General features: G+C 72.8%; 14 protein-coding genes. 5 read left to right on the plus strand and 9 right to left on the minus strand.

Annotated features, from left to right (window positions below):
- Positions 1 to 2 precede the first annotated feature (2 nt).
- Positions 3 to 626: an HNH endonuclease gene (locus H1226_RS22550; RefSeq protein WP_373689978.1), complete on the minus strand. Its 624-nt coding sequence runs from the start codon at positions 624 to 626 to the stop codon at positions 3 to 5.
- A 256-nt stretch (positions 627 to 882) separates the two neighbouring features.
- On the opposite strand from H1226_RS22550, the gene H1226_RS22555 reads away from it, so the two are divergent.
- From H1226_RS22555 to H1226_RS22575, 5 genes are all read left to right on the plus strand, one after another.
- A complete protein-coding gene (locus H1226_RS22555) occupies positions 883 to 2988 on the plus strand; it encodes a prolyl oligopeptidase family serine peptidase (protein ID WP_224959365.1) in 2106 nt (701 codons plus the stop codon).
- Positions 2989 to 3180: 192 nt separating this feature from the next.
- The gene (locus tag H1226_RS22560) at positions 3181 to 4173 is read left to right on the plus strand and encodes a mechanosensitive ion channel family protein (protein ID WP_258342395.1); all 993 of its coding nucleotides are present in this window, start codon (positions 3181 to 3183) and stop codon (positions 4171 to 4173) included.
- A gap of 22 nt (positions 4174 to 4195) precedes the next feature.
- Positions 4196 to 4588, plus strand: coding sequence for a globin (locus H1226_RS22565; RefSeq protein WP_224959363.1), 393 nt, complete (start codon positions 4196 to 4198; stop codon positions 4586 to 4588).
- Positions 4589 to 4605: 17 nt separating this feature from the next.
- Positions 4606 to 5853 (plus strand): alpha-amylase family glycosyl hydrolase, encoded by a 1248-nt coding sequence (locus H1226_RS22570; RefSeq protein WP_225044119.1) that lies wholly within the window; start codon positions 4606 to 4608, stop codon positions 5851 to 5853.
- A gap of 219 nt (positions 5854 to 6072) precedes the next feature.
- Positions 6073 to 7383, plus strand: coding sequence for a DUF418 domain-containing protein (locus H1226_RS22575; protein ID WP_224959359.1), 1311 nt, complete (start codon positions 6073 to 6075; stop codon positions 7381 to 7383).
- Positions 7384 to 7554: 171 nt separating this feature from the next.
- Here H1226_RS22575 and H1226_RS22580 read toward each other — a convergent pair whose 3' ends face one another.
- The 8 genes from H1226_RS22580 to H1226_RS22615 all read right to left on the minus strand — a co-directional run bounded on the left by H1226_RS22580 (position 7555) and on the right by H1226_RS22615 (position 22397).
- Entirely contained in the window at positions 7555 to 8196 is a 642-nt protein-coding gene (locus tag H1226_RS22580) for a hypothetical protein (protein ID WP_225044118.1), read from the minus strand.
- A complete protein-coding gene (locus H1226_RS22585; RefSeq protein ID WP_258342396.1) occupies positions 8189 to 8629 on the minus strand; it encodes an acyl-CoA thioesterase in 441 nt (146 codons plus the stop codon). The genes H1226_RS22580 and H1226_RS22585 overlap by 8 nt, the downstream gene beginning before the upstream one ends.
- Before the next feature lie 174 nt (positions 8630 to 8803).
- Positions 8804 to 13747: an NAD-glutamate dehydrogenase gene (locus tag H1226_RS22590; RefSeq protein WP_258349481.1), complete on the minus strand. Its 4944-nt coding sequence runs from the start codon at positions 13745 to 13747 to the stop codon at positions 8804 to 8806.
- 469 nt (positions 13748 to 14216) lie between these two features.
- A complete protein-coding gene (locus tag H1226_RS22595; protein ID WP_258342397.1) occupies positions 14217 to 17372 on the minus strand; it encodes a hypothetical protein in 3156 nt (1051 codons plus the stop codon).
- 19 nt (positions 17373 to 17391) lie between these two features.
- Positions 17392 to 19068 (minus strand): energy-dependent translational throttle protein EttA, encoded by a 1677-nt coding sequence (ettA, locus tag H1226_RS22600; protein ID WP_224959354.1) that lies wholly within the window; start codon positions 19066 to 19068, stop codon positions 17392 to 17394.
- A 127-nt stretch (positions 19069 to 19195) separates the two neighbouring features.
- The gene (locus H1226_RS22605; protein WP_258342407.1) at positions 19196 to 19633 is read right to left on the minus strand and encodes a single-stranded DNA-binding protein; all 438 of its coding nucleotides are present in this window, start codon (positions 19631 to 19633) and stop codon (positions 19196 to 19198) included.
- A 156-nt stretch (positions 19634 to 19789) separates the two neighbouring features.
- Positions 19790 to 21829 (minus strand): cytochrome c oxidase assembly protein, encoded by a 2040-nt coding sequence (locus tag H1226_RS22610; protein ID WP_373689979.1) that lies wholly within the window; start codon positions 21827 to 21829, stop codon positions 19790 to 19792.
- Positions 21830 to 22019: 190 nt separating this feature from the next.
- Positions 22020 to 22397, minus strand: coding sequence for a hypothetical protein (locus tag H1226_RS22615; protein ID WP_258342409.1), 378 nt, complete (start codon positions 22395 to 22397; stop codon positions 22020 to 22022).
- Positions 22398 to 22554: the final 157 nt, after the last annotated feature.

The following is a 22554-nucleotide window of genomic DNA, read 5'->3' on the forward strand; positions in this document are numbered from 1 at the left end:
CGTCACGCCGCCGATTCGCCCAGGTACGGCAGCCACAGCGGGTCCGTCTCGGACAGCCCGGCGATCAGCCGCCAGTGCCTGCCGCGCGGAGCGTGCGGGGCCACCGGCAGCTGCCAGCCCAGTTCGCTGAGCGTCTTGTCCGCCTTGCGGTGGTTGCACCTGGTGCAGCAAGCGACGCAGTTCTCCCACTCGTGCGGCCCGCCCCGGCTGCGCGGCACCACGTGATCGATCGTCTCGGCCCGCCCCCCGCAGTACACGCAGCGATGCCCGTCGCGGTGCATCAGCGCGGACCGGGTGAGCGGAACGCGCCCCCGGTACGGGACGCGGACGAAGCTGCTGAGCCGGATGACCGACGGCACCTGGTGGCTGCTGGTGGCCGAGTGCAGCACCAGCCCCGCCGAGTCGCCGTGCACGACCTCCGCCTTGCCGCAGACCAGCAGCACGATCGCCCTGCGCAGCGGAAGCGCGGTCAGCGGTTCGAAGGTCGTGTTGAGCAGCAGCACCCGCCGCTTGCGCCAGGCGGGTGCGGAAGTGCCCGACTGCCCGGCGGGCGGCGCGTGGCACAGCGTCGCCCGAGGCGCGAGCCCGGCGGCCGCGCCTGTCGGAGTCGGTATTCGGTCGTGCACGCGACCACCTCCACCGGTTGGCAAGGACCAGTCGACCACAATCGACACCCCGAACGCACGTGTGATTCACCACGTGCTAGCCACCTGCGCCGCGGGCCGAGCCCGAGGTCGCGGCGGACCTGAGCGATCTCCGAGGTCCGACCGGCACCACTGCGCCGATCGTATGGGCTCCGGTGTTGATCGTTCAGGGTGAATTCGGCGAGGTGCCGCCGCACCCGCACCGGCCCCGGCCCGTTCCCCCGTATCGTCGGCGGGCGTGACGAAGGTTCAGCCGCCCCTGTCCTATCCGCACGCCGAACGCGCCGACGTGGTCGACGACCTGCACGGCAGGAGGGTTCCCGACCCGTACCGCGCGCTGGAGGACCCGGCCGACCCCCGGACCGAGGAGTGGTCCGCCGCGCAGGACGAGTTCGCCCGCGCCCGGCTCGACGCGCTGCCCGGCCGCGCGGAGATCGCGCAGCGCCTGACGTCCCTGCTCTCGGCGGGATCGGTGTCGGCCCCGGTGTGGCGGGCCGGTCGCGCGTTCTTCACCCGCCGCGCGCCGGGCCAGGAGTTCCCGGTGCTGTACCTGCTCGACGAGGACGGTTCGGAGCGGCCGCTGCTGGACGTCACCGAGCTGGACCCGTCCGGCCTCACCACGCTGGACCGCTGGTCGCCGAGCCTGGAGGGCGACCGGCTCGCCTACCAGGTCTCCGTCGGCGGTGACGAGGAGTCGCTGCTGCACGTGCTGGACGTGACCACCGGCGAGCTGCTGGAAGGCCCCATCGACCGGTGCCGCTACTCGTCGATCTCGTGGATGCCGGGCGGCAACGAGTACTTCTACGTGCGGCGGCTGCCGCCGGAAGCCGTGCCGGACGGCGAGGAGCAGTTCCACCGCCGGGTGTGGCGCCACCAGGTGGGCGCGCACCCGGACGACGACCTGCTGGTGCACGGCGACGGCCTGGAGCACACCTTCTACTACGACGCCCGCGTGTCCCGGGACGGCCGCTGGCTGCTGGTGCACGGCAGCCCCGGCACGGCGCGGCGGGACTCGATGTGGATCGCGGACCTGTCCGGGGACGGGCGGCTGCGCCAGGTCGTCGACACCTCCGAGGGCATCCGCGCCTCGGCGTGGGTGGAGCGCGACGGCCGGCTGTACGTGCAGACGACGCTGGACGCCCCGCGCTGGCGGCTCTGCGTCGCCGACCCGGAGGCACCGGAACCGGCGAACTGGCAGGAGCTGATCCCCGAGGACCCGGATTCGGTGCTGGAGGCGGTGCGCTGGTTCGACGACGGCACCGACGACCCGAAGCTCGCGGTGCTGCGCACCCGGCACGCGGTGTCCGAGCTGGCGCTGCACGACCCGGTCACCGGCGACCGCACCGAGCAGGTCCCGCTGCCGGGCACCGGTCAGATCACGGCGCTGACCGCCGTCGACGAGGAGACCGAGGGCGACCGGGACCGGCTGTGGATCGGCTGGACCGACTTCGCGACGCCACCCTGCGTACACCTCTACACCCGGGCCTCCGGCACCACGCGGCAGGAGCGGCGCGCACCGGGCGCGGCGGAGCTTCCGGAGGTGCGCTCCTCCCAGGTCGAGTACACCTCGAAGGACGGCACCACCGTCCGGATGTTCCTGCTCTCGCCGACCGCCGAGCCGGACGTCCCGCGGCCCGCGCTGGTCACCGGTTACGGCGGGTTCTCGCTGTCGATGGAACCGTCCTACTCCCCCACCGCGCTGGCCTGGGTCGCCGCGGGCGGGGTATGGGCGCTGCCCTCGCTGCGCGGCGGCGGCGAGGAAGGCGAGCAGTGGCACCGCGCGGGCATGCGCGAGAGCAAGCAGAACGTGTTCGACGACTTCCACGCCGCGGCCGAGCACCTGGTGTCCACCGGCTGGACCTCCCCGGACCGGCTGGCGATCACCGGCGGCTCCAACGGCGGGCTGCTGGTCGGCGCGGCGCTGACGCAACGCCCGGAGCTGTACCGGGCGGTGGTGTGCTCGGCGCCGCTGCTGGACATGGTGCGCTACGAGAAGTTCCTGCTGGGCCGCACCTGGAACGACGAGTACGGCACCGCCGACGACCCGGAGGAGCTGGACTGGCTGCTGTCGTACTCGCCGTACCACGCGGTCGCCGAGGGCACCGGCTACCCGTCCGTGCTGTTCGCGGTGTACGAGTCCGACACCCGGGTCGACCCGAACCACGCGCGCAAGATGTGCGCGGCCCTCCAGCACGCCACGAGTTCGGACCCGCAGCAGCGGCCCGTGCTGCTGCGGCGGGAGACCGAGGTGGGGCACTCCGCCCGGTCCGTTTCGCGTACCGTGGGCCTGGCGACCGACCAGATCGCCTTCCTAGCGGAGGCCACCGGGCTCCCCCTCGCCTGAGCGGTCGCCACCTCTGACAACTCAGTCGCGGTAGGCGCGTGCCCGTCCAGCGGTGCGCGGCCGGCTCCGGGAACTGCGGACGGCGGGGCGTCCGCAGCTCCCGGCAGGCAGTCGGCCGGCACCGGCGCGGGGCGCGTCCTGCCGCGGTGCGATTCGACGTTCGCAACACCCGAGCATGGAGACCCCCGACCCATGACACCCCCGCTGTTGACCCAGCCGCTGCTGACCCAGCCGAACTGCGTCGAGGACGACGGCAGCTGGTGCCAGACCGTCTTCTCGTGGACCGGCAACGAGTGGCTGGCGATGTACTCCGAGCTGCTCATCGCCAAGCCGCTGAACATCCTGATGATCGTCATCATCGCGCTCCTGGTGCGCTACTTCGTGCACCGCACCATCTCCCGGCTCACCAGGGGCAACGGCGGCAAGACGCCGAAGCTGCTGGTGCCGCTGAAGGAACGCCGCCCGGAGTCCTCGGCGATGGCGCTGCTCTCGGAACGCCGGATGCAGCGGGCCCGCACCATCGGCTCGGTGCTCAAGTCGCTGTCCTCGTTCGTGATCTTCGGCTTGGCGCTGATGTACGCGCTGAAGTCGCTGGGCATCGAACTCGCCCCGATCCTGGCCTCCGCCGGGGTGCTGGGCGTGGCCGTCGCGTTCGGCGCGCAGAACCTCGTCCGGGACTTCCTGTCCGGGATGTTCATGATGGTCGAGGACCAGTACGGCGTCGGCGACATCGTCGACCTCGGCGAGGCCAGCGGCACCGTGGAGGCCGTGGGCCTGCGCGTCACGACGCTGCGCGACCTCAACGGCACCGTCTGGTACGTGCGCAACGGCGAGATCCTGCGCGTCGGCAACTCCAGCCAGGGCTTCGCCGTCGCCGTCGTCGACTTCCCGATCTCGCACACCAGCTCGGTGGAGAAGGCCATGGAGGTCGCGCTCCGCGTCGCCACCGAGGCCGCCGCCCGGGAACCGCTGTCGAAGGACGTGCTGAACCCGCCGGACATGCTCGGCGTCGACAAGATCACCTCGGACACGATCACGCTGCGGCTCACGGTGAAGGTGCGGCCCAGCACCCAGTGGGCGGTGCAGCGCAGGCTCCGCGTCGCGATCAAGCGGGCCTACGACGAGGAGAACATCGAGCCGCCGTACCCCCACGGCCGGCCGCAGCTGGACTCGGCCCAGGTATGAGCGGTGCCGCCGGCAGGGGAGGATGGCGGGTGTGAGCGCACCGGAGACCTTCTACGACCAAGTCGGCGGCGAACCCACCTTCCGCTTCATCGTGGCGCGGTTCTACGAGGAGGTGGCGAAGGACGAGCTGCTGCGCCCGCTCTACCCGGAGGAGGACCTCGGTCCCGCCGAAGAGCGGCTGCGGCTGTTCCTCATGCAGTACTGGGGCGGGCCGCACACCTACTCGGATCGCCGGGGCCACCCCCGGCTGCGGATGCGGCACGCACCGTTCAAGGTGGGTCCTGCGGAGCGGGACGCGTGGCTGCGCTGCATGCGGATAGCGGTGGACGAGGCCGACCTGGGCGACGAACATCGCGAGCAGCTCTGGCAGTACTTGGAGATGGCGGCGCAGAGCATGATGAATTCGTGGTTCTAGGAGCCTGATCGCTTGTCATGAACGCACCGGTGGGGGACTCGGGAGCGGCTCCGGCCGCCCCCTGGTGGCGCGATGCGGTGTTCTACCGGCTGGACCTCCGGTCGTTCGCCGACGCCAACGGTGACGGGGTGGGGGACCTCGACGGAGCCCGGCTGCGCCTCGGCTACCTGGAGCTGCTGGGCGTGGACGCTCTGTGGCTGACCGCGGTGGCGTCGGCGCCGCTGACCGATCCGCTGCGGGGTCGCGGCGTCGACCCGGTGCTGGGCGAGCTGGAATCGTTCGAATCGCTGGTGGACGAGGCGCACGCCGCGGGCCTGCGGGTCGCGGTGGACGTCACCGCGCAGCGCGACCGGATCGAACAGCTCACCGCACCGGAGCACGAGGTGTTCGCGGAGTCGGCGCGGTTCTGGCTGGACCGCGGCGTGGACGCGCTGCGGGTCGCCTCGGTGCCCGGCGCGGGCGCCCCGGCGGGAGCCGCGGTCCGCGAGGTGCTGCGGGCGCTGGCGCCGGTCATCGCCGACTACCCGGGCCGCGGTGTCGGCGTGCTCATCGACGAGTCCTGGTTCGACGCCTACCAGGACCACGACGGCTGGGACATCGGCATCGACCTGCGGTTGGGCCGCACCCTGTTCGACGCGGGCGAGCTGCGGGAGGTCATCACCCGGATGCTGGCGTCCGCGCGGATGCTCGGCGTCCCCGCCGTGTGGGTGGTGGCCGGGGAGGACCGGACGCACCCGGTGACCCGGTTCGGCGGCGGCGCCGCCGGGGAGGCCCGCGCACGGGCGCTGGCCCTGGTGTCGCTGGGCCTGCCGGGGATCGTCGGCCTGGACACCGGTGAAGAGCTGGGTCTGCCGAGCGCCGGTGCCGGATCCCGGTCGGCACCGCCCGCGCGCGGCCCGATGCCGTGGGAGGGCGACGAGCCGTCGTTCGGCTTCTCCCCCGTGCCGGGCGGCTGGTGGCCGATGTCGGCGGAGTGGGCCGACTACACCGTGGAAGCCCAGCTGGAGGACCCGGACTCGACGCTGTCGCTGTACCGCCGGGCGCTGGAGCTGCGCAAGGAGCACCCGGCGCTGCGCGGCGACGAGGTGGCCTGGTTCGGCGCCCCGGCGGGCTGCTTCGCGTTCCGGCGGGAACCGGGCGCGCTGACCTGCGCGTTGAACGCCTCGGCGGAACCGGTGACGCTGCCGCCGGGCGAAGTGCTGCTGGCCAGCGGCGAGCTCGACGGCGACCGGCTGCCGCCGAACACGGCGGTGTGGCTCATCTGACCCCCGCAGGCGGGGCGGCCGGCTGCTCCGGACGGAGCCGCCGGGAGCGACCGGTGCCGCTCCGACCGGCCGGGCCGGCCGCGGAGATCGGGTCGAACCGCAGGCCGCCGAGCCGGTGACGGGTTCCCCGACGCGCCCGGTGACCTTCCGATCGACCCGGCGCGACCGGCGGGTAAGTTGTGCAACGCCCGAGTTCCGCCTCAGTATCCCCAGGACGTCATGCCCGCAGCGAGCCCGGCACCGCACCACGCCACCCCGCAGCGCACCGAGGGCTCCACCAAGGCCCGCGGTACCCGCCTGCTCGGGGTGGACCTGGCCCGATTCGTCGCCATCTTCGGCATGTTCGTGATCCACTTCGGGGCGCCGTTCTGCGGCGGATTCGTGGAAGTGGGGCTGGCGCAGGCCTCCAGCGGACGCGCGACCGCCCTGTTCACCTTCCTCGCCGGGGTCTCCCTGGCGATGCTCACCGGGCGCGGCAGGCCGCTGACCGGCAGCGCGCTGCGGGACGCGCGGGTGCGGGTCGCGGTCCGCGCCGTGCTGCTGCTGCTGATCGGGCTGGCGCTGGCGAAGTCCACCGAGGCCACCGGCTTCCTGCTCACCGTGATCATCCCGTTCTACGGGGTGTACTTCCTGCTGTCCCTGCCGTTCCTCGGGATGAGCCCGCGCGGCACCGGGATCGCCGCCGCGGTGCTCGTCCTCGCCGGGCCGCAGCTGTCGTTCCTGCTGCGCTGGTTGCTCGCCGGGGACAACGCGGTGGCCGCCGCGGCCGGGGCGTGGCACTCCGTCGACCCGGGCAACCTGATCGCCGACCTGGGCGTGGTGGACCTGCTGCTGACCGGGTTCTACCCGGCGGCGACGTACCTGGCGCTGGTGCTGGCCGGACTCACCCTCGGCCGGCTCGACCTGCGGTCCCGCGCGCTGCGGCTGCGGCTCGGCATCGGCGGGGCCGCGGTCGCCACCGCCACCTACGTGACCACGGCGCTGCTGGGGCTGACCTACCCACCGCTGCCGGACGTGCTCACCGAGGGGACCGTGCCGCTGGAGCACCCGGAGCTGCTGCTGGCGGCCCGCGCGCACAGCGGTTCCTCGTTCGAGCTGATCGCCTCGCTGGGCATCGCGGTCGCGATCCTGGCGCTGTGCCTGGAACTCGCGGACCGCTACGAGCGACCGCTGCTGCCGCTGATCAAGGCGGGCACCATGGCGCTGACGCTGTACGCGCTGCACGCCCTGGTGATGTCCTGGCAGATCGTCGTCGGCGGCTGGCCGCTCAGCGGCGTGCCGGAGACGCTGGACGAGCTGGCCAGCATGGGCCCGGAAGCCGAATGGGTGCCGAACCTGCCCGCGTTCCCCGCCGACGGGCACCGCCCCGAAGGCATCGTCGGGTTCGTGAACACCTACATGTCCGAGCTGTTCCTGCTGTTCTCCCTCGGCTTCGCGAACCTGTGGAAGCGCTTCTTCCGCCGCGGTCCCCTCGAAGGCGCCGTCAGCGCCGCGGTGGACCTGTGCACCCGCAAGCTCTCCTACCGCTGAGCAGTGGTCTTGTCAGCTCGTCAGCGGCGAAGCCGCTGAGCGGCGACCACCACCCGCGGGTTCTCAGCGGTCCGCTCGCGAGGACGGCGATTTCTCAGGTGGCGGAAATCGATCCCGCGGCGAGAAGACCGCTGCGGTTCCGCCACCCGCCCCCGGAGCAGGACGAACCGATCACATCAACAAGGACAGCAGCGCGTGCCTGCGGCGCACCACGGCCCCGTAGCGGGAGTCCATCCGCAACCACGAGTCGGTGGCGCTGACCCGCACGATCTCCGACTCGGCCGGTTCCGCGACGAGGAACCCCATGCCGGAGAGCACGAACAGGCAGCGCAGCGGGATCTTCACGTCCAGCCCGGACCCGCTGACGGTGAAGACCTCCTGGTCCAGCAGCGACGCGGGCGGGGTGCCCTTCGGGCCGACGTTCTCCTTCGCCATGGCGATGCCGCGGTCGGCGACCTCGCCGACGAGCTTCGCGGGCAGGTCGTCCACCCGCCGCCACCCCTCCGGCGGCGGCAGCTCGGAACGCCACAGCAGGTCCCGCTGCGGCCCCGGATCCATCTCCGGCCCGCCCGCGACGGTCAACGAGGCCAGCAGTTCGTTGCCGGACACGGTGACGTCGGCGGGCTCCACCTCGCCTTCCACCGAGCGGGTGCACAGCGCGTCGAAGGGGGTGGCGCCCCACACGTCGAGCCGGCCGGTGCCGCCGCGGTTGCGCAGCCGGATCACCGACTGCCCGTCGAGGCGCACCGAACGGGCCACGAACGCGCCGAGGTCCTCGCGCTCCACCTGGTCGGGCATCCGCAGCTCAGGCACGGTCGCCCGCTTCCGCCTGCGCGAGCACCGGCTGCCACTCGGCGAGGAAGTCCCGTTCGTCGGTGCTGAGCCTGCGCGGCCGCCCGGCCTTCAGGTCGTAGGGCACCATCAGCGTCTCCGCGGTCGCGACCTCCGCGGACCCGCTGGTCGACGCCGAGTAGTCGATCACGAAGGACGCCGGCTTCAGGTCTCGCACCGACATCCGCACCTGCAAGGTGCCCGCCGAGTGCGACACCGGGATCCGGTAGTCGACGGCGAGGCGCGCGACCACCATGCCCTCCGCCATGCCCAGCAGCCCCTGCCTGCCCGCCTCGGTGAACAGCAGCTCCACCCGGGCCTCCTCCAGCAAGGTCACCGTTCTGGCGTGGTTGACGTGCCCGAACGCGTCCATGTCGGACCAGCGCAGCGGAACATCGGCTACGAAAGCACCCACTCGGTGTCCTTCCCGTGTGATGGCTGAGGTTCGCCCCGATCGTAGTCCGGACGCGGACCGGCCCGGCGGCCCCGCGGACGCGGGAGGGGCGGACCGTCCGGCCCGCCCCTCCCGACATCGAGACCGCGCGGTCCCGCCGACCACCCGAGCCCCCGCAGGCGCGGGGGCGGGTGATCAGCGGACCATGCTGCGCAGCTGCCGCGTCGCCACCGACAACGTCGCCAGGTCGAGCCCGCCGGAGCGCTTGATGGCCTCCAGCGACGTCCTGGCCCGCTCGATGCGGGACGCGTTCGTCGCCTCCCACTGGGCGATCTTGTCCGCGGCCGGTTCCTCCGGGTCGCTGGTGCTGAGCACGTCGATCGTCAACGCCCGCAGCGAGGCGTACATGTCGTCGCGCAGCGCCAGCCGGGCCAGCGAGTGCCACCGGTTGCCGCGCTCCAGCCCGTTGACCGCGACCAGCAGCCGCTCCATGTCGAGGTGCTCGGACAGCGTGTAGTACAGCTCCGCGCTCTCCATCGGGCTGCGCTCGGCGCTGACGCCGTTGTCCCGCTCGGCCAGCTCGGCGATCTCGGTGATGTCCAGCAGCGCGTAGGTGTCCAGCAGGGCACCGATGCGCTCCGCCAGGTCCGCCGGGACGCCCTCGGAGATGAGCTGCTGCTTCTTCTCCTCGGCGGCGACGGCCGCCTGCCCGCGCAGCAGGCCGGGCACGCTGGCCGCCAGCTCGGACACGACCGGCCGGAACCGGCTGATCTCCGCGCCGATCGCCAACGGCTGCGGGCGGTTCGACAGCAGCCAGCGGGCCGCGCGGTCCAGCAGCCTGCGGCTGGCCAGCACCATCTCGTCGGCGACGCGGCTGGCCACCACGTTGTCCAGCTCGTCGATCCGCCGCCACAGCTCCGGCAGGTCGTAGACGCTGGTGACGACCGCGTAGGCGCGCACCGCGTCGGTGGCGCTCGCCGCGATCTCCTCGGACAACCGGTAGGCGTAGGACACGCCCGCACCGTCGACGACCTCGTTGACCAGCAGCGTCGAGGTGATCTCGCGGCGCAGCGGGTGCGCCGGGATCGCGTCGGCGTAGCGCTCCCGCAGCGGCTTCGGGAAGTAGTCCGGCAGCCGCCCGCTGAACGCGTCCGCGTCCGGCAGGTCGCTGGCCAGCACCTGCTCCTTCAGCGACAGCTTCACGTGCGCCAGCAGCGTCGCCAGCTCCGGCGACGTGAGCCCGGTGCCGCTCTTCTCGCGGTCCCGCAGCTCCTTCTTGCTCGGCAGCGCCTCCAGGTCGCGGTCCAGGCCGCCTTCCTCCAGCGCGGTGATCTGCCGGGCGTGCACCGACACCATCGGCGCCGCGTGCGCGCGGGACACGCCCAGCACCTCGTTCTGCCGGTAGTTGTCGGCCAGCACCAGCTCGGCGACCTCGTCGGTCATCTCCGCCAGCAGCTCGTTGCGCTGCTCGCCGTCCAGCTCGCCCTCGGCGACCAGGTGGTCCAGCAGGACCTTGATGTTCACCTCGTGGTCCGAGCAGTCCACGCCGGCCGAGTTGTCCAGCGCATCGGTGTTGACCTTGCCGCCGGCACGCGCGAACTCGATGCGGCCGCGCTGGGTGAGGCCGAGGTTGCCGCCCTCGCCGACCACCCGCACCCGCAGGTCCGCGCCGTCCACGCGGACCGCGTCGTTGGCCTTGTCGCCCACCTCGCCGTGCGTCTCCGTGGAGGCCTTCACGTAGGTGCCGATGCCGCCGTTCCACAACAGGTCCGTCGGGGCCTGCAGGATCGCCTTGATCAGCTCCGCCGGGGGCAGCGCCGTCACCGACTCGTCGATGCCCAGCGCGGTGCGGACCCGCGCGTTCAGCGGGATCGACTTCAGCGACCGCGACCACACGCCGCCGCCCTCGCTGATCCTGCTGCGGTCGTAGTCGTCCCACGTGGAACGCGGCAGCTCGAACAACCTGCGCCGCTCCGCGTACGAGCTCGCCGCGTCCGGCTCGGGGTCGATGAACACGTGCATGTGGTTGAACGCCGCCACCAGGCGGATGTGCTCGGACAGCAGCATGCCGTTGCCGAACACGTCCCCGCCCATGTCGCCGATGCCGACGACGGTGAAGTCCTCGCGCTGGGTGTCCAGGTCCAGCTCGCGGAAGTGGCGCTTGACGCTCTCCCACGCGCCCTTCGCGGTGATGCCCATCGCCTTGTGGTCGTAGCCGACCGAACCGCCGGAGGCGAACGCGTCACCCAGCCAGAAGCCGTAGGAGCGGGCCACGTCGTTGGCGACGTCCGAGAACGACGCGGTGCCCTTGTCCGCTGCCACCACCAGGTACGTGTCGTCGCCGTCGTGGCGCACCACGCCCTGCGGGGGCGCCACCTCGCCGCCCACCAGGTTGTCGGTCAGGTCCAGCAGGCCCGAGATGAACATCCGGTAGCAGGCGATGCCCTCGTTCAGCGTCGCCTCCCGGTCCTTCGCCGGGTCCCCCGTGGGCAGCGGCGGGCGCTTCACCACGAACCCGCCCTTCGCGCCGACCGGCACGATCACCGCGTTCTTCACCGCCTGCGCCTTCACCAGGCCGAGGATCTCGGTGCGGAAGTCCTCCTGCCGGTCCGACCAGCGCAACCCGCCGCGTGCCACCGAACCGAAGCGCAGGTGCACGCCCTCCACCCGCGGGGAGTACACGAAGATCTCGTAGGCCGGCCGCGGCTCCGGCAGCCCCGGGATCTCCTTCGGCTCCAGCTTCATCGCCAGGTAGGAGCGCTCCGGAGCGCCGTCCGCGTAGTAGTTGGTGCGCAGCGTCGCGGTGATCAGGCTCAGGTAGCTGCGCAGGATCCGGTCCGCGTTGAGGCTCGTCACCTCGTCGATCAACCGGGTGATCTGGGTCCGCAGCTCGTCCTGCCGGGCGGCCCGCTCGTCCTCGGCCAGCTTCGGGTCGAAGCGCACCTCGAACAGCCTGGTCAGCGCCACCGTCGTCGCCCGGTGCGTGAGCACCACGTCCGCGATGAACTCCTGGCTGTAGGGCACCCCCGTCTGGCGCAGGTACTTCGCGTAGGCGCGCAGCACCGACGCCTGCCGCCAGCTCAACCCGGCGCGCAGCACCAGCGAGTTGAACCGGTCCACCTCGGCGTCGCCCAGCCAGGCCGCGCGGAACGAGTCCTCGAACCGCTCGCGCAGCGTGTCCAGCCGCTCGGCGCCCTCGGTCTCCAGCAGCCCGCTCTCCAGCCGCAGGCCGAAGTCGTAGATCCAGCACTCGGCGCCGCTCTCCGGCACCACCTCGTACGGCCGCTCGTCCACGACCTCCACGCCCATGCTCTGCAGCACCGGCAGGACGCGGGACAGCGTCACCCGCTCGCCCGTGACGTAGATCTTGAACCGGCGCTCGCCCGGAGCGGCGTCCTCCGGCGTGTAGAACGACATCCGCAGGTCGCGCTCACCGGACAGCGACGCCAGCTTCCGCAGGTCGCGCAGGCCCTCCCCAGCGCTGAAGTCCTCCTTGTACGCCTCCGGGAACGACGCGGCGTACTGCTGCGCGGCCTCGCTGGCGGCCTCCGAGCGGCGCACCCGGCGCGGCTCCTCGGCGTCGCCGGGGGCGATCTCCACCTCGTCGACCATCTGGTCTTCCCAGGTGTGGATCGCCTCGGACAGCCGCTCCTGGATGCGGGCCAGGTCCGGCTCCGGGGCCTCGCCGCCCGGCTTCGTGTGCACCACGAAGTGCACGCGGGCCAGCGCCGACTCGCCGACGCGGGTGCTGTACTCGACGCTCGCGCCGCCCAGCTCCGCCAGCAGCACCTCCTGCATCGCCAGCCGGGACCGCGTCGTGTAGCGGTCCCGCGGCAGGTACACCAGGCAGGAGAAGAACCGGCCGTACGGGTCGCGGCGCACGAACGGCTTCAGCTTGCGGCGCTCGGCCAGCGCCAGCACGCCCGTCACCGTCTCGCGCAGCGTGTCGAGATCGGTGGAGAACAGCTCGGTGCGCGGGTAGTTCTGGATCTCCTCCAGCATCCGCTGGCCCGAGTACGACTCCAGCGGGAAGCCGGCGCCGTGGATCGCCTCGCGCACCCGGCGCTCGATGAACGGGATGTCCAGCACGTTCTCGTGCAGCGCGGTGGTGGTGAACAGGCCGATGAACCGGTGCTCCCCGGTGACCGCGCCGTTCTCGTCGAAGGTCAGCACGCCCACGTAGAACGGGTGCACCGAGCGGTGCACCGTCGACGGGGTGCTGGCCTGCGTGAGCACCAGCGGCTCCCCGGAACGGGTGCTGGTCAGCACGTCCGGACCGGTCGTGAGGTCCTCGGCGGCGACCGCGTCGCTGCGCAGCACGCCGAGACCGGACCCCAGCACCGGGCTCAGCGCGGGCTTGCCGTCCTGCTCGACGAGCTCGTTGTGCCGGTAGCCGAGGAACGTGAAGTGCCCGTCGGCCAGCCAGCGCAGCAACCCGGCGCTGTCCGCGGCCTCTTCGCCGGGCAGCGCCCCCGGGTGCGACTCCAGCTCGTCGGCCAGCGAGCGGGCGGTGGTCAGCATCCGCTCGGTGTCCTCGACGACCTCGCGGACGTCACCGAGCACGGTGCGCAGGCCCTGCTCCAGCGCCTGCAGCCGGTCCGCGTCGGTGATCCGGTCGACCTCGGCGAGCATCCACGACTCGGCGAGCGCGTCCGCGGGCGGCGCGCCCGGGTCCGCGTGCGGCAAGACCTCCAGCAGCGCGCCCGCGGCATCGCGGCGCACCACGACGATCGGGTGGATGATCCGCTGCACCTCGGCACCGTGCCGGGTCAGCTCGGCGATCACGCTGTCCACCAGGTACGGCATGTCGTCGGTGACCAGCTGCAGCACGGTCGCCTGGTTCCGCCAGCCGCCGTCGTCGAGGCTGGGGTTCACCACCTGCACCAGCGGACGGCCGGCGACCCGCTCGGCGGCGAGCGCGTGGTGCGAACGCAGCGCCTCCACGAGCTCGTCGGGTTCGTCACCGGCGAGCTCTTCGGCAGGCACATGCCGGAAGTAGGTCCGCAGCAACTCGCCGAGCTCCCCCGCGGACTCGGCGGCGCGGTCGAGCAACCAGGCCTTCGCGGCCTCCGGGTTCTCTAGCACGGCGGCCCCGCCGGTCGCGGCGTCGGGGATGGCGGATCGGGGTTTCGAGGTCATCTTCAGCTGCTCCACGCTTGACGGCACCGCGTTGTGCCAACACGGCTTCCACCCTAAGCCTGCCAGGCCGCGCGCCGATCAGGTGGGAGCGGCACCGTTCCCACCGGAAACCTCCTGCGACGTTCCGATTTCCGGGTGGTTCCGGAGGTGCGCGGACTGCGCGAACGGGGGCGTGCAGGTGGGCGGGTGTGGAGGATCACGGTGCCTCCGGACGAGTGGTCCGGCGGTGCGCGACGCCGGGCGGACGGGAACCGGGCGGCGTCTCGATCGGCGCTCGCGCGGGCGAGGTCGAGACACCGGCCGGGTCGCCGGAACTCGCGGAGGTGCCGGGATGCGGCGGGACAGGGCGCGATCGCGTCACCGCGCCCGCGCGCACCGGGACGAACGCCGGGCGGGATCGCGCGGCGGTGGCTAGGCGTCCGATCACCGCAGCCCCCGCGCGACACCGCTGCGGGCACGGGTCCGCGGCTCAGTACCGGGGCGTCCAGGTGTCCTGGGCGGGACGGCGGTGCCGAGGCCGCGCGTCGGGATCCGGCTCCGCCTCGTGCTGGTGCGGCAGGCCGATCGGATGACCGTTGGTACCCGGCCGGCCGTGCCGCCCCGGTCCGTCGTCGTCCTGGCGCCTGCCGTTCTCGTAGGCGAGCAGCGCCTCGGCCAGCAGGTCCGCCAGGCCGACCTCACCGGCGGGTTCCTCCGCGGCCTGCGTGCTCCCGTCCTGGTGCCGGGCCAGCAGCTCCGCCGCCGATTCGAGGCGGTCGGCGGCGGTACCACCGGGTGCGGCGAAGGGCTGGTCGTCGGACTCGGACGCGTCGTGCACCGGGCCGAACTCGGGGCGGGCGCGGTCGAACGGGGAGATCTCCGGCTCGCCACCGCCCGGGTACGAGGTGGTCCCGGTGGGCTCGGACAGCATTCCCAACGTCGGCGGCAACCCGTCCGCCGACTCGACCGTCCCTTGTGGACCGGCCGTCCCTTGTGGACCGAACGGGTCGGGGGCGGCGTGCGCGGACGACGGCCGGTCCCACGGCGCCGCGTCCCAGCGCGGCGGATCCGGCGCGGTGCCGCCGAACCGGTCGTCCGGGTCGGCGTGCCGGGCGCGGCGGCGACCACCGGAACCCGAAGTCTCCTCGCTCGCACCGGCGGTGCCGGTCGATCCGGTGTGCCTGTCGCCGGTGTGCTGACCGCCGGAACCGCCCTCCCCGGCACTTCCCCGCTCGTCCAGGAAGGCGCCCAGGTAGCGGTCCGCCCACGAAGCCCCGGACCGCGGCGGATCCTCCGGCAGCGACTCCTCGTACCCACCGGCGTCGGCGGGCTCCGGCGCCGCGCGGCGCGACCGGGCGCCGTCCTCGCGGCCGTGGCGCTGCATCTCGGCGAGGCTCTCCCGGATCTCGGCGAGGGTGCGGCCGCGCGAGCGCCTGCCACCCTCCTCGTGCGTCCCCGGAGCCGCGTCGGCATCCGGCTCCGCACGGTCCTCGTCGAGGTGCTCGACCGCACCGACCTGCGAGGTCGGCGGCGGCTCGTGGTCCGGCACCGAGATGACCGGCATGATCGCCGTGACGTCCGGGAAGCTCGGCTCGCCCGGTGCGCCGCGATCCCACGGGGCGCTCACCTCGGTGGGCGGCGGCTCGGCGACGTCCTCCCGGCGCCGGGAGCCGCGGGTGCGCGGAGCGAGCCCGTCGTCCGGTTCGGCGGTGCGCGCGCGTTCCGGTTCCGGCTCCGGGACCGCCGGTCCGCTGCGGGAACCGAAGTCGTAGACCGGGAAACCTTCGCCGAACGGCGCCGAGGTGACGCGGCCGACCGGGACGTCCATGCCGCCGTGCCGACCGGAGTCCTCCGCCGCGGGTTCCTCCGGTTCGGGGGCGCGGCGCTTGCCGCCGGTGCCCGCGGCCTCCGGCTCGGGCGCGCGCGGAGCCGGCATGGCACCGAGCGGACCGGGGTCCCGGCGCTGCTCGCCCTGGTCCTGGTGCGTCCTGCGGTCGTCGGCGACGCGGCTGGTCAACGTGTCCATCAGCCTGCGCGCCGCGTCGCGCACGCTGCTCTCCCCCGGCTTGCGGTACTCGTCGAGCGGGTCCTCCGGAGCGATGCGGTTCGCGGCCCCGGTCGGGACTTCCGGGGTCGCCTCGGCCGCGGGACGCTCGTTCGGCGGATCCGGAGCGGGCACGGGCTCCGCCGGTTCGGGCGGCGGGGGGAACCCGGAGTTCGCGGCGAACGCACTGCCGGTGGTGCGCTGCGGACGGCCCGTGCCGTCCGCGCGGCGGCGGCCCGCGGTCTCCTGCTGCTGCGGTGCTTCCGCGGCCGCGTCGTGCGCCCCGGCCGCGTCGTGCGCCCCGGCCACCGCCGGTTCCGCCGAGTGCGCGCGACGGCCGGGTCCCGCGGCGGGTGCGTCGGCGCCGGAGGACTCGGCCACGGTGGTTCCGGTGCTGCCGAAGGACTCGGCCGGAGCGCGGGCCGGGACGTCCGCCGACGTGGTCAGCGGTGGTGCGGCGACGGGGAGCGGCGCGGCGGCCTCCGGCGCGGCGGTGGTCGTGCCCGCCGGTTCCGGTGCCGCCGAGGGAGGCCCGGTGCCGGTGGCCAGCGCCGGGAACTCCTCCAGCAGCCGGACCCGGGCGGCGTGCACGGCGGCCCGCCAGCGCCGGTCCGCGGCGTACGCGCGGCGCAGCGTGGCCAGCGCCTCGACGAACTCCTCCGCCTTCTCGTGGGTCTGCGAGGACATGCTCAGCGATTCGGTGAGCAGGCAGTCCAGCTTGTGGCGTTCCGCGTTGGCGGCGGCGTCGTTGAGCAGCCGCACCGCCGCGGCGAGATCCCCGGCGGGCAGGTGCACGCGGGTCGCCAGCGCCAGCCGCAACCAGCCGGACGGCCCGGCCGCGGCCGCGCGCACGGGCGTGCGGATGACCGGCGAGGCGGCCTCGACGGCCTCGGTGCGGCGCCCGAGGTCCAGCAGGGAGTGGACCCGCTCCAGCACCAGGCGCGCGCGGATCTCACCGCTCTCCGCGGCGGGGTCGCCGAGCCGGTCCAGCAGGGCCAGCCCCTCTTCGGCGGCCCGGGCGGCCTGCTCGAAATCGCCGTTGCGCCGCAGGTGCCCGGCGCGCGCGGTGCGCACCCGTGCCAGCAGCAGCCTGCTGGTGTCCCGGTTCAGCTCGGAGGCCGCCGCGTAGAGCCGGTCGGCCTCGTCGAGCGCCTCGGCCCGTTCGGACTCCCGCTGCTTGCCGGGCAGCGCGGCGGCGAGCTCCAGCAGCGCGTGCGCGCGCAGCGCCGGTTCGATCCGCTCGCGTTCCAGCACCGGTTGCAGCACCCGCAGGGCGACCTCGTGCCCGCCCGCGGTGCGGGCGCAGCAGGCGAGCTCGACGCGCAGCTCCGCGGCGATCTCGTGATCGCCCGCGCGCTCCGCGTCCCGGACGGCGCTGATGGCCCGCTGGGTGATCGCGACCCCGTGCCCGAGGCGGTTGGACGCGAACAGCGCCACCGCCTCGGCACGGAGCCGCAACGCGCGGTCACCGATGCGTCTGGCCTCCGCCACGGCTTGATCGCCGAGCATCAGGGCGAGCTCGGGCACCCGCCAGCGCATCTGCCAAGCGGGTTCGAACAATTCCTGCGCACCGCCCGGATGAGCTCCGTGCACGCTGGCCAAGACGCCTCCCCGTTCAGGTTCAGCCCCGGGTCAACTTCCGGTGGGTGACTCTGTGCGGACGGGCGGCTTCCTGCCCCAGTCTGTCGATCTTGTTCTTCTCGTAGCCCTCGAAGTTGCCCTCGAACCAGTACCACTTGGCCGGGTTCTGGTCGTCGCCCTCCCAGGCCAGGATGTGCGTGGCGACGCGGTCCAGGAACCACCTGTCGTGCGAGATCACCACGGCGCAACCGGGGAACTGCTCCAGCGCGTTCTCCAGCGAGCCCAGCGTTTCGACGTCCAAGTCGTTCGTCGGCTCGTCCAGCAGGATCAGGTTGCCGCCCTCCTTGAGGGTCAGCGCCAGGTTCAGCCGGTTGCGCTCACCACCGGAGAGCACGCCCGCGGGCTTCTGCTGGTCGGGACCCTTGAAGCCGAACGCGCTGACGTAGGCGCGGGACGGCATCTCGACCTGGCCGACCTGGATGTAGTCGAGACCGTCGGAGACCACCTCCCACACGTTCTTCTTCGGGTCGATGCTGGCCCGGTTCTGGTCGACGTAGGACAACCGGACGGTGTCGCCGACCTTGACGGTGCCCGCGTCCGGCTGCTCCAGCCCGACGATGGTCTTGAACAGGGTCGTCTTGCCGACGCCGTTCGGGCCGATGACGCCGACGATGCCGTTGCGCGGCAGGTCGAACGAGAGCCCGTCGATGAGCAGGTTGTCGCCGAAGCCCTTCTTGAGGTTCTCGACCTCGACGACCTGGTTGCCCAGCCGCGGACCCGGCGGGATCTGGATCTCCTCGAAGTCCAGCTTCCGGGTCTTCTCCGCCTCGGCCGCCATCTCCTCGTAGCGGTCCAGGCGGGAGCGGGACTTGGTCTGCCGGGCCTTGGCGTTGGAGCGGACCCACTCCAGCTCTTCCTTCAGCCGCTTCTGCAGCTTCTGGTCGCGCTTGCCCTGCACCGCGAGGCGTTCCTGCTTCTTCTCCAGGTAGGTGGAGTAGTTGCCCTCGTACGGGTAGGTGCGCCCGCGGTCGAGCTCCAGGATCCAGCCCGCGACGTTGTCCAGGAAGTACCTGTCGTGCGTCACGGCGAGGACGGCGCCGGGGTAGTTCGCGAGGAACTGCTCCAGCCACAGCACGCTCTCGGCGTCCAGGTGGTTCGTGGGTTCGTCCAGCAGCAGCAGGTCGGGCTTGCTCAGCAGCAGCTTGCACAGCGCGACGCGGCGGCGCTCACCACCGGAGAGGTGGCTGACCTGGGCGTCCGGCGGCGGGCAGCGCAGCGCGTCCATCGCCTGGTCGAGCTGGGAGTCGATCTCCCACGCGTCCGCGTGGTCGAGCTCCTCCTGGAGGCGCCCCATCTCCTCCATCAGCTCGTCGGTGTAGTCGGTGGCGAGCTGCTCGGCGATGGCGTTGAAGCGGTGCAGCTTCTCGATGATCTCGCCGACGCCCTCTTCGACGTTGCCGAGGACGGTCTTCTCCTCGTTGAGCGGCGGCTCCTGCTGCATGATGCCGACGGTGTAGCCGGGCGAGAGGAACGCTTCGCCGTTGTTCGGCTGCTCGAGTCCCGCCATGATCTTGAGCACGGTCGACTTGCCGGCGCCGTTCGGGCCAACGACGCCGATCTTGGCACCCGGGTAGAACTGGATGGTCGCATCATCGAGGATGACCTTGTCCCCGTGTGCCTTCCGCACCTTCTTCATGGTGTAAATGAACTCGGCCATGCCCTGAATCGTAGTTGCGTCCCGTGTCGGCTCGTGCACCGCCGTCGATTGCCGCGCCGGCAGCCGCGCACAGCCCGCACCGCACCTGCTCCACCGCTGGTCACCGACCTACCGGGTGGCGCGGAGATCACCCGTCGCGGGCCGCCGCGACGTCCGGCCGGCCGGTTCCGGGGCCGGTCGCGGCGGCGTCGCGTTCGGCGGCCGGGCGCTCGGCCGATCCGGGGAACCGGTTGCCCCGGGCCAGGTCCAGGCCCACCGCCGCGGCCTCCACCTCCACCGACGTCCGCCGACCGGCGGCCGACTCGAACTCGCGGGTGTGCAGCCGCCCGGACACGACCAGCGGCGTGGCCTTGCCCACCACGCCGAGCACCCCGTCGGCGACCCGGCGCCAGCAGTTCACGGTCACGATCAGCCGGTCGCCATCGGTCCAGCGCTCGGCCTCCCGGTCGTAGCGGCGGGAGTTCCCCGCCAGGCGGAAGGACACCACCCGCTCTCCGCCGGGGGTGGTGCGGATCCTCGGTTCGGTGAGCACGGTCCCCACCACGGCCACGGTCGTCTCGAACATCTCGCCACCTCCTGGAACGCGGAGCCGTCCGTCGGCTCGGGTTCCAGGATGCGCGGCGTCGATCACCCACCGCTACCCCGGTTTCACGATCTGTGCACAGATCGCGCCGCTGTGGACCGATTCATCGGAATCCGGTGGTTAACCCCTCATCGAGGGTCACCCGTCGGAGCGAGAGGTCGGGTTCTGCGCCCCCGAAGCCGACGCGTCCCCGGCGGAGAGCCGCCGCAGCATCTCGTTGTAGGCCGCCAGATCCGCGTCCCCGTCCACCGCGGCCTTGCGGTCCAGCCGCCGCGCTTCCCGGTAGTCCGCGCGCGACCACTGGATCAGCAACGCCAGCATCACCACCACCAGCGGCACCTCCCCCGACGCCCACGCGAGCCCGCCGCCCAGGTTCTGGTCCGCCAGCAGGTCCGACGCCCACGGCAGCGAAAGACCGCGGTAGAAGTCCGACCCGATCACGGTGTTCGACATCATCAACGTGATGCCGAAGAACGCGTGGAACGGCATCGAGGCGAACACCATCCCCAGCTTCGCCAGCGACGGCAGCGGCCGCGGGGCCGGGTCGATCCCGATCACCGGCCAGTAGAAGACGTACCCGGCGAGCAGGAAGTGCGCGTTCATCACCAGGTGCGCCCAGTGCTGCGGCAGCGCCGCGTCGAACAGGCCGGAGAAGTACAGCGCCCAGAACGAGCCGGTGAACAACGCCAGCGCCACGAACGGATTCGTCAACCACCGCGTCAGCGGCGAGTGCAGGAACGCCAGCAGCCACTCCCGCGCCCCCGGCGGGCCGGCCTTCGCCGCGGGCCTGAGCACCCGCAACGCCAGCGACGTCGGCCCCGCCAGCACCAGCAGCACCGGCGCCAGCATCGACAGCACCATGTGCTGGCCCATGTGGACGCTGAACATCGCCGGCGCGTACCGGCCCACTCCGGACGAGGTGGCCACCAGGACGCTGGCGCAGCCGCACAGCCACGCGACCGTCCGCCCCACCGGCCACCGGTCGCCGCGGCGGTGCAGCACCCGCACCCCGTACAGGTACAGCCCGGCGAGCACCAGCGCCGCCGTGCCGAAGACCAGGTCGAAGCGGAAGTCGAACAGCAGCCGGAGGGCCGTCGGCGGCCCGTCCAGCGGGTAGCCGATCAGCAGCTCGGTGCGGTCCGGCACCGCCCCCAGCTCGGCCGGCGGCGGGGTGCGGCCGAGGGCGACGGCCACCCCGATCGTCGCGAACATGACGAGCACCTCGACCGCGCCGAGCCGCAGCAGCCCGCCGCCGCCCTCCGCCACGGTCCGCACCGCCCGCTCCCGCTGGAAGTGGCCGATGACGCCGAGCACCACCAGCAGCACCACCTTGACCAGCACCAGCGCCCCGTAGGTGGTGCTGAACAGCTGGTCCAGCGGCACCCGCGCGAAGGCGTTCACCACCCCGGAGGCGGCCATCACGATCCAGCAGACCAGCGCGATCCGCGAGAACCGGCGCGCCACCAGCCCCGCGTGCGCACCCCCGCGCGCCAGGTGCGCGAGGAGCGCGACCAGCCCGCCGACCCACAACGTGGCCGAGAACAGGTGGAACAGCAGGCTGTTCGTGGCGATGTCGTGCGCCCCGCCGCTCGCCGAGTGGCCGGTGGCGACCAGCGGGAACATGCCCAGCAGCGACACCGCGAACAGCACCACCGTCCAGCCCCAGGACAGCACCACGCGGCAGCCGACGGCCAGCACCAGCGCGATCCCCGCGGTCAGCAGCCACGCCTTCGCCTCCTCCAAGGCGTCGACGAGGCCGAACAGCACCTGGGCGTCGAGGACGTCACCGATCGGCCGCCCGGTGGCGTCGGCGGCGGTGAACGGCACGAGCAACGCAGCCCCCACGCACCACAGCCCGGCGGCCCAGCCCGCGGCCCGCACCGCCGCGTAGCCGTCGGCGAGCAGCGGGCCGGACCGGCTCGCCGGGATGCCGAACGCGGCCAGCAGCAACGAGCCGATGCACACCACCGCGCCGGTCTCGGCGAGGACCCGCACCACGGGCAGGCCGTACTCGGTCACCGCGCCCGGGTCGGGCAGGCCGTACGCCGCGTACGCGTCGCTCGCCGACAACGCGGTCAGCGCCGCCGCCACCACCGCGGCGAGGATCCCGGCCGTGACGACCAGGATTCCGACGGTGGTGGACCTGCTGCGTGCGCCGGGAACGGTCTCAGAAGCCACGGAACGAGCCTAACCGCCGGACCCTGACCTGCGGTTTCGGGTGCCCTCGCGCCTCGTCGCCAGGTCGCGGGCCCGGTTGGGCGGTGACCGGCCCCGATTCCGGCCACCGCCCGCCGCTCCCGCCCGAGGCGGGTCGCGGTGCGCCGACGTCGGTCCCGGCCCCCGTGCCGGGTCCCGCCGCCGATCGTCGTCAGAGCCCGGCGGGCCGCTGCGAGCCCGAGTTGCCCGCGTCGGGCAGCGAGATCCACCCGGTCTCACCGCTGTCGCAGCGCACGGTGATGGTGTTCGCGTCGCCCTCCGGTGCGGGCACCTGGTTGGGAACCCGCAGCGAACCGATCAGCACGCCGGCGTCGGCGGCGGGCCCGAGCCGGGCGACCGATCCGAACGACGAGGTGGCCGTGGCGCCGAGGCCCGGGCAGTCGGCGGTGACGGTGATCTCCTGGTTCGGCTTGACCAGCCCGTCCGCGATCACGTGCAGCTCGTCGCCACCGGCCGCGAGCGCGACCCCGGGCGCCCCGAGGAGCAGACCGGCTCCGGCGACCGCCAGGGTCAGGTTCCGCATGCGCATGGTGTTTCCTCTCCGTTCGCTTCCGGTGTTCCCACCGCTCGACGACGACGCTAGGGAGCGGACCTCACGGCAGCCCGGAGCTCGTGCAACGGTCACCCATCGGTCGAGGCTCAGTCGTGTTTCAGCAGTTCGTGGCCTCGTCGAGTGGATTTCGCGC

The sequence above is a fragment of the Saccharopolyspora gregorii genome, from assembly GCF_024734405.1.
In the GTDB taxonomy this organism is placed as follows: Bacteria; Actinomycetota; Actinomycetes; order Mycobacteriales; family Pseudonocardiaceae; genus Saccharopolyspora_C; species Saccharopolyspora_C gregorii.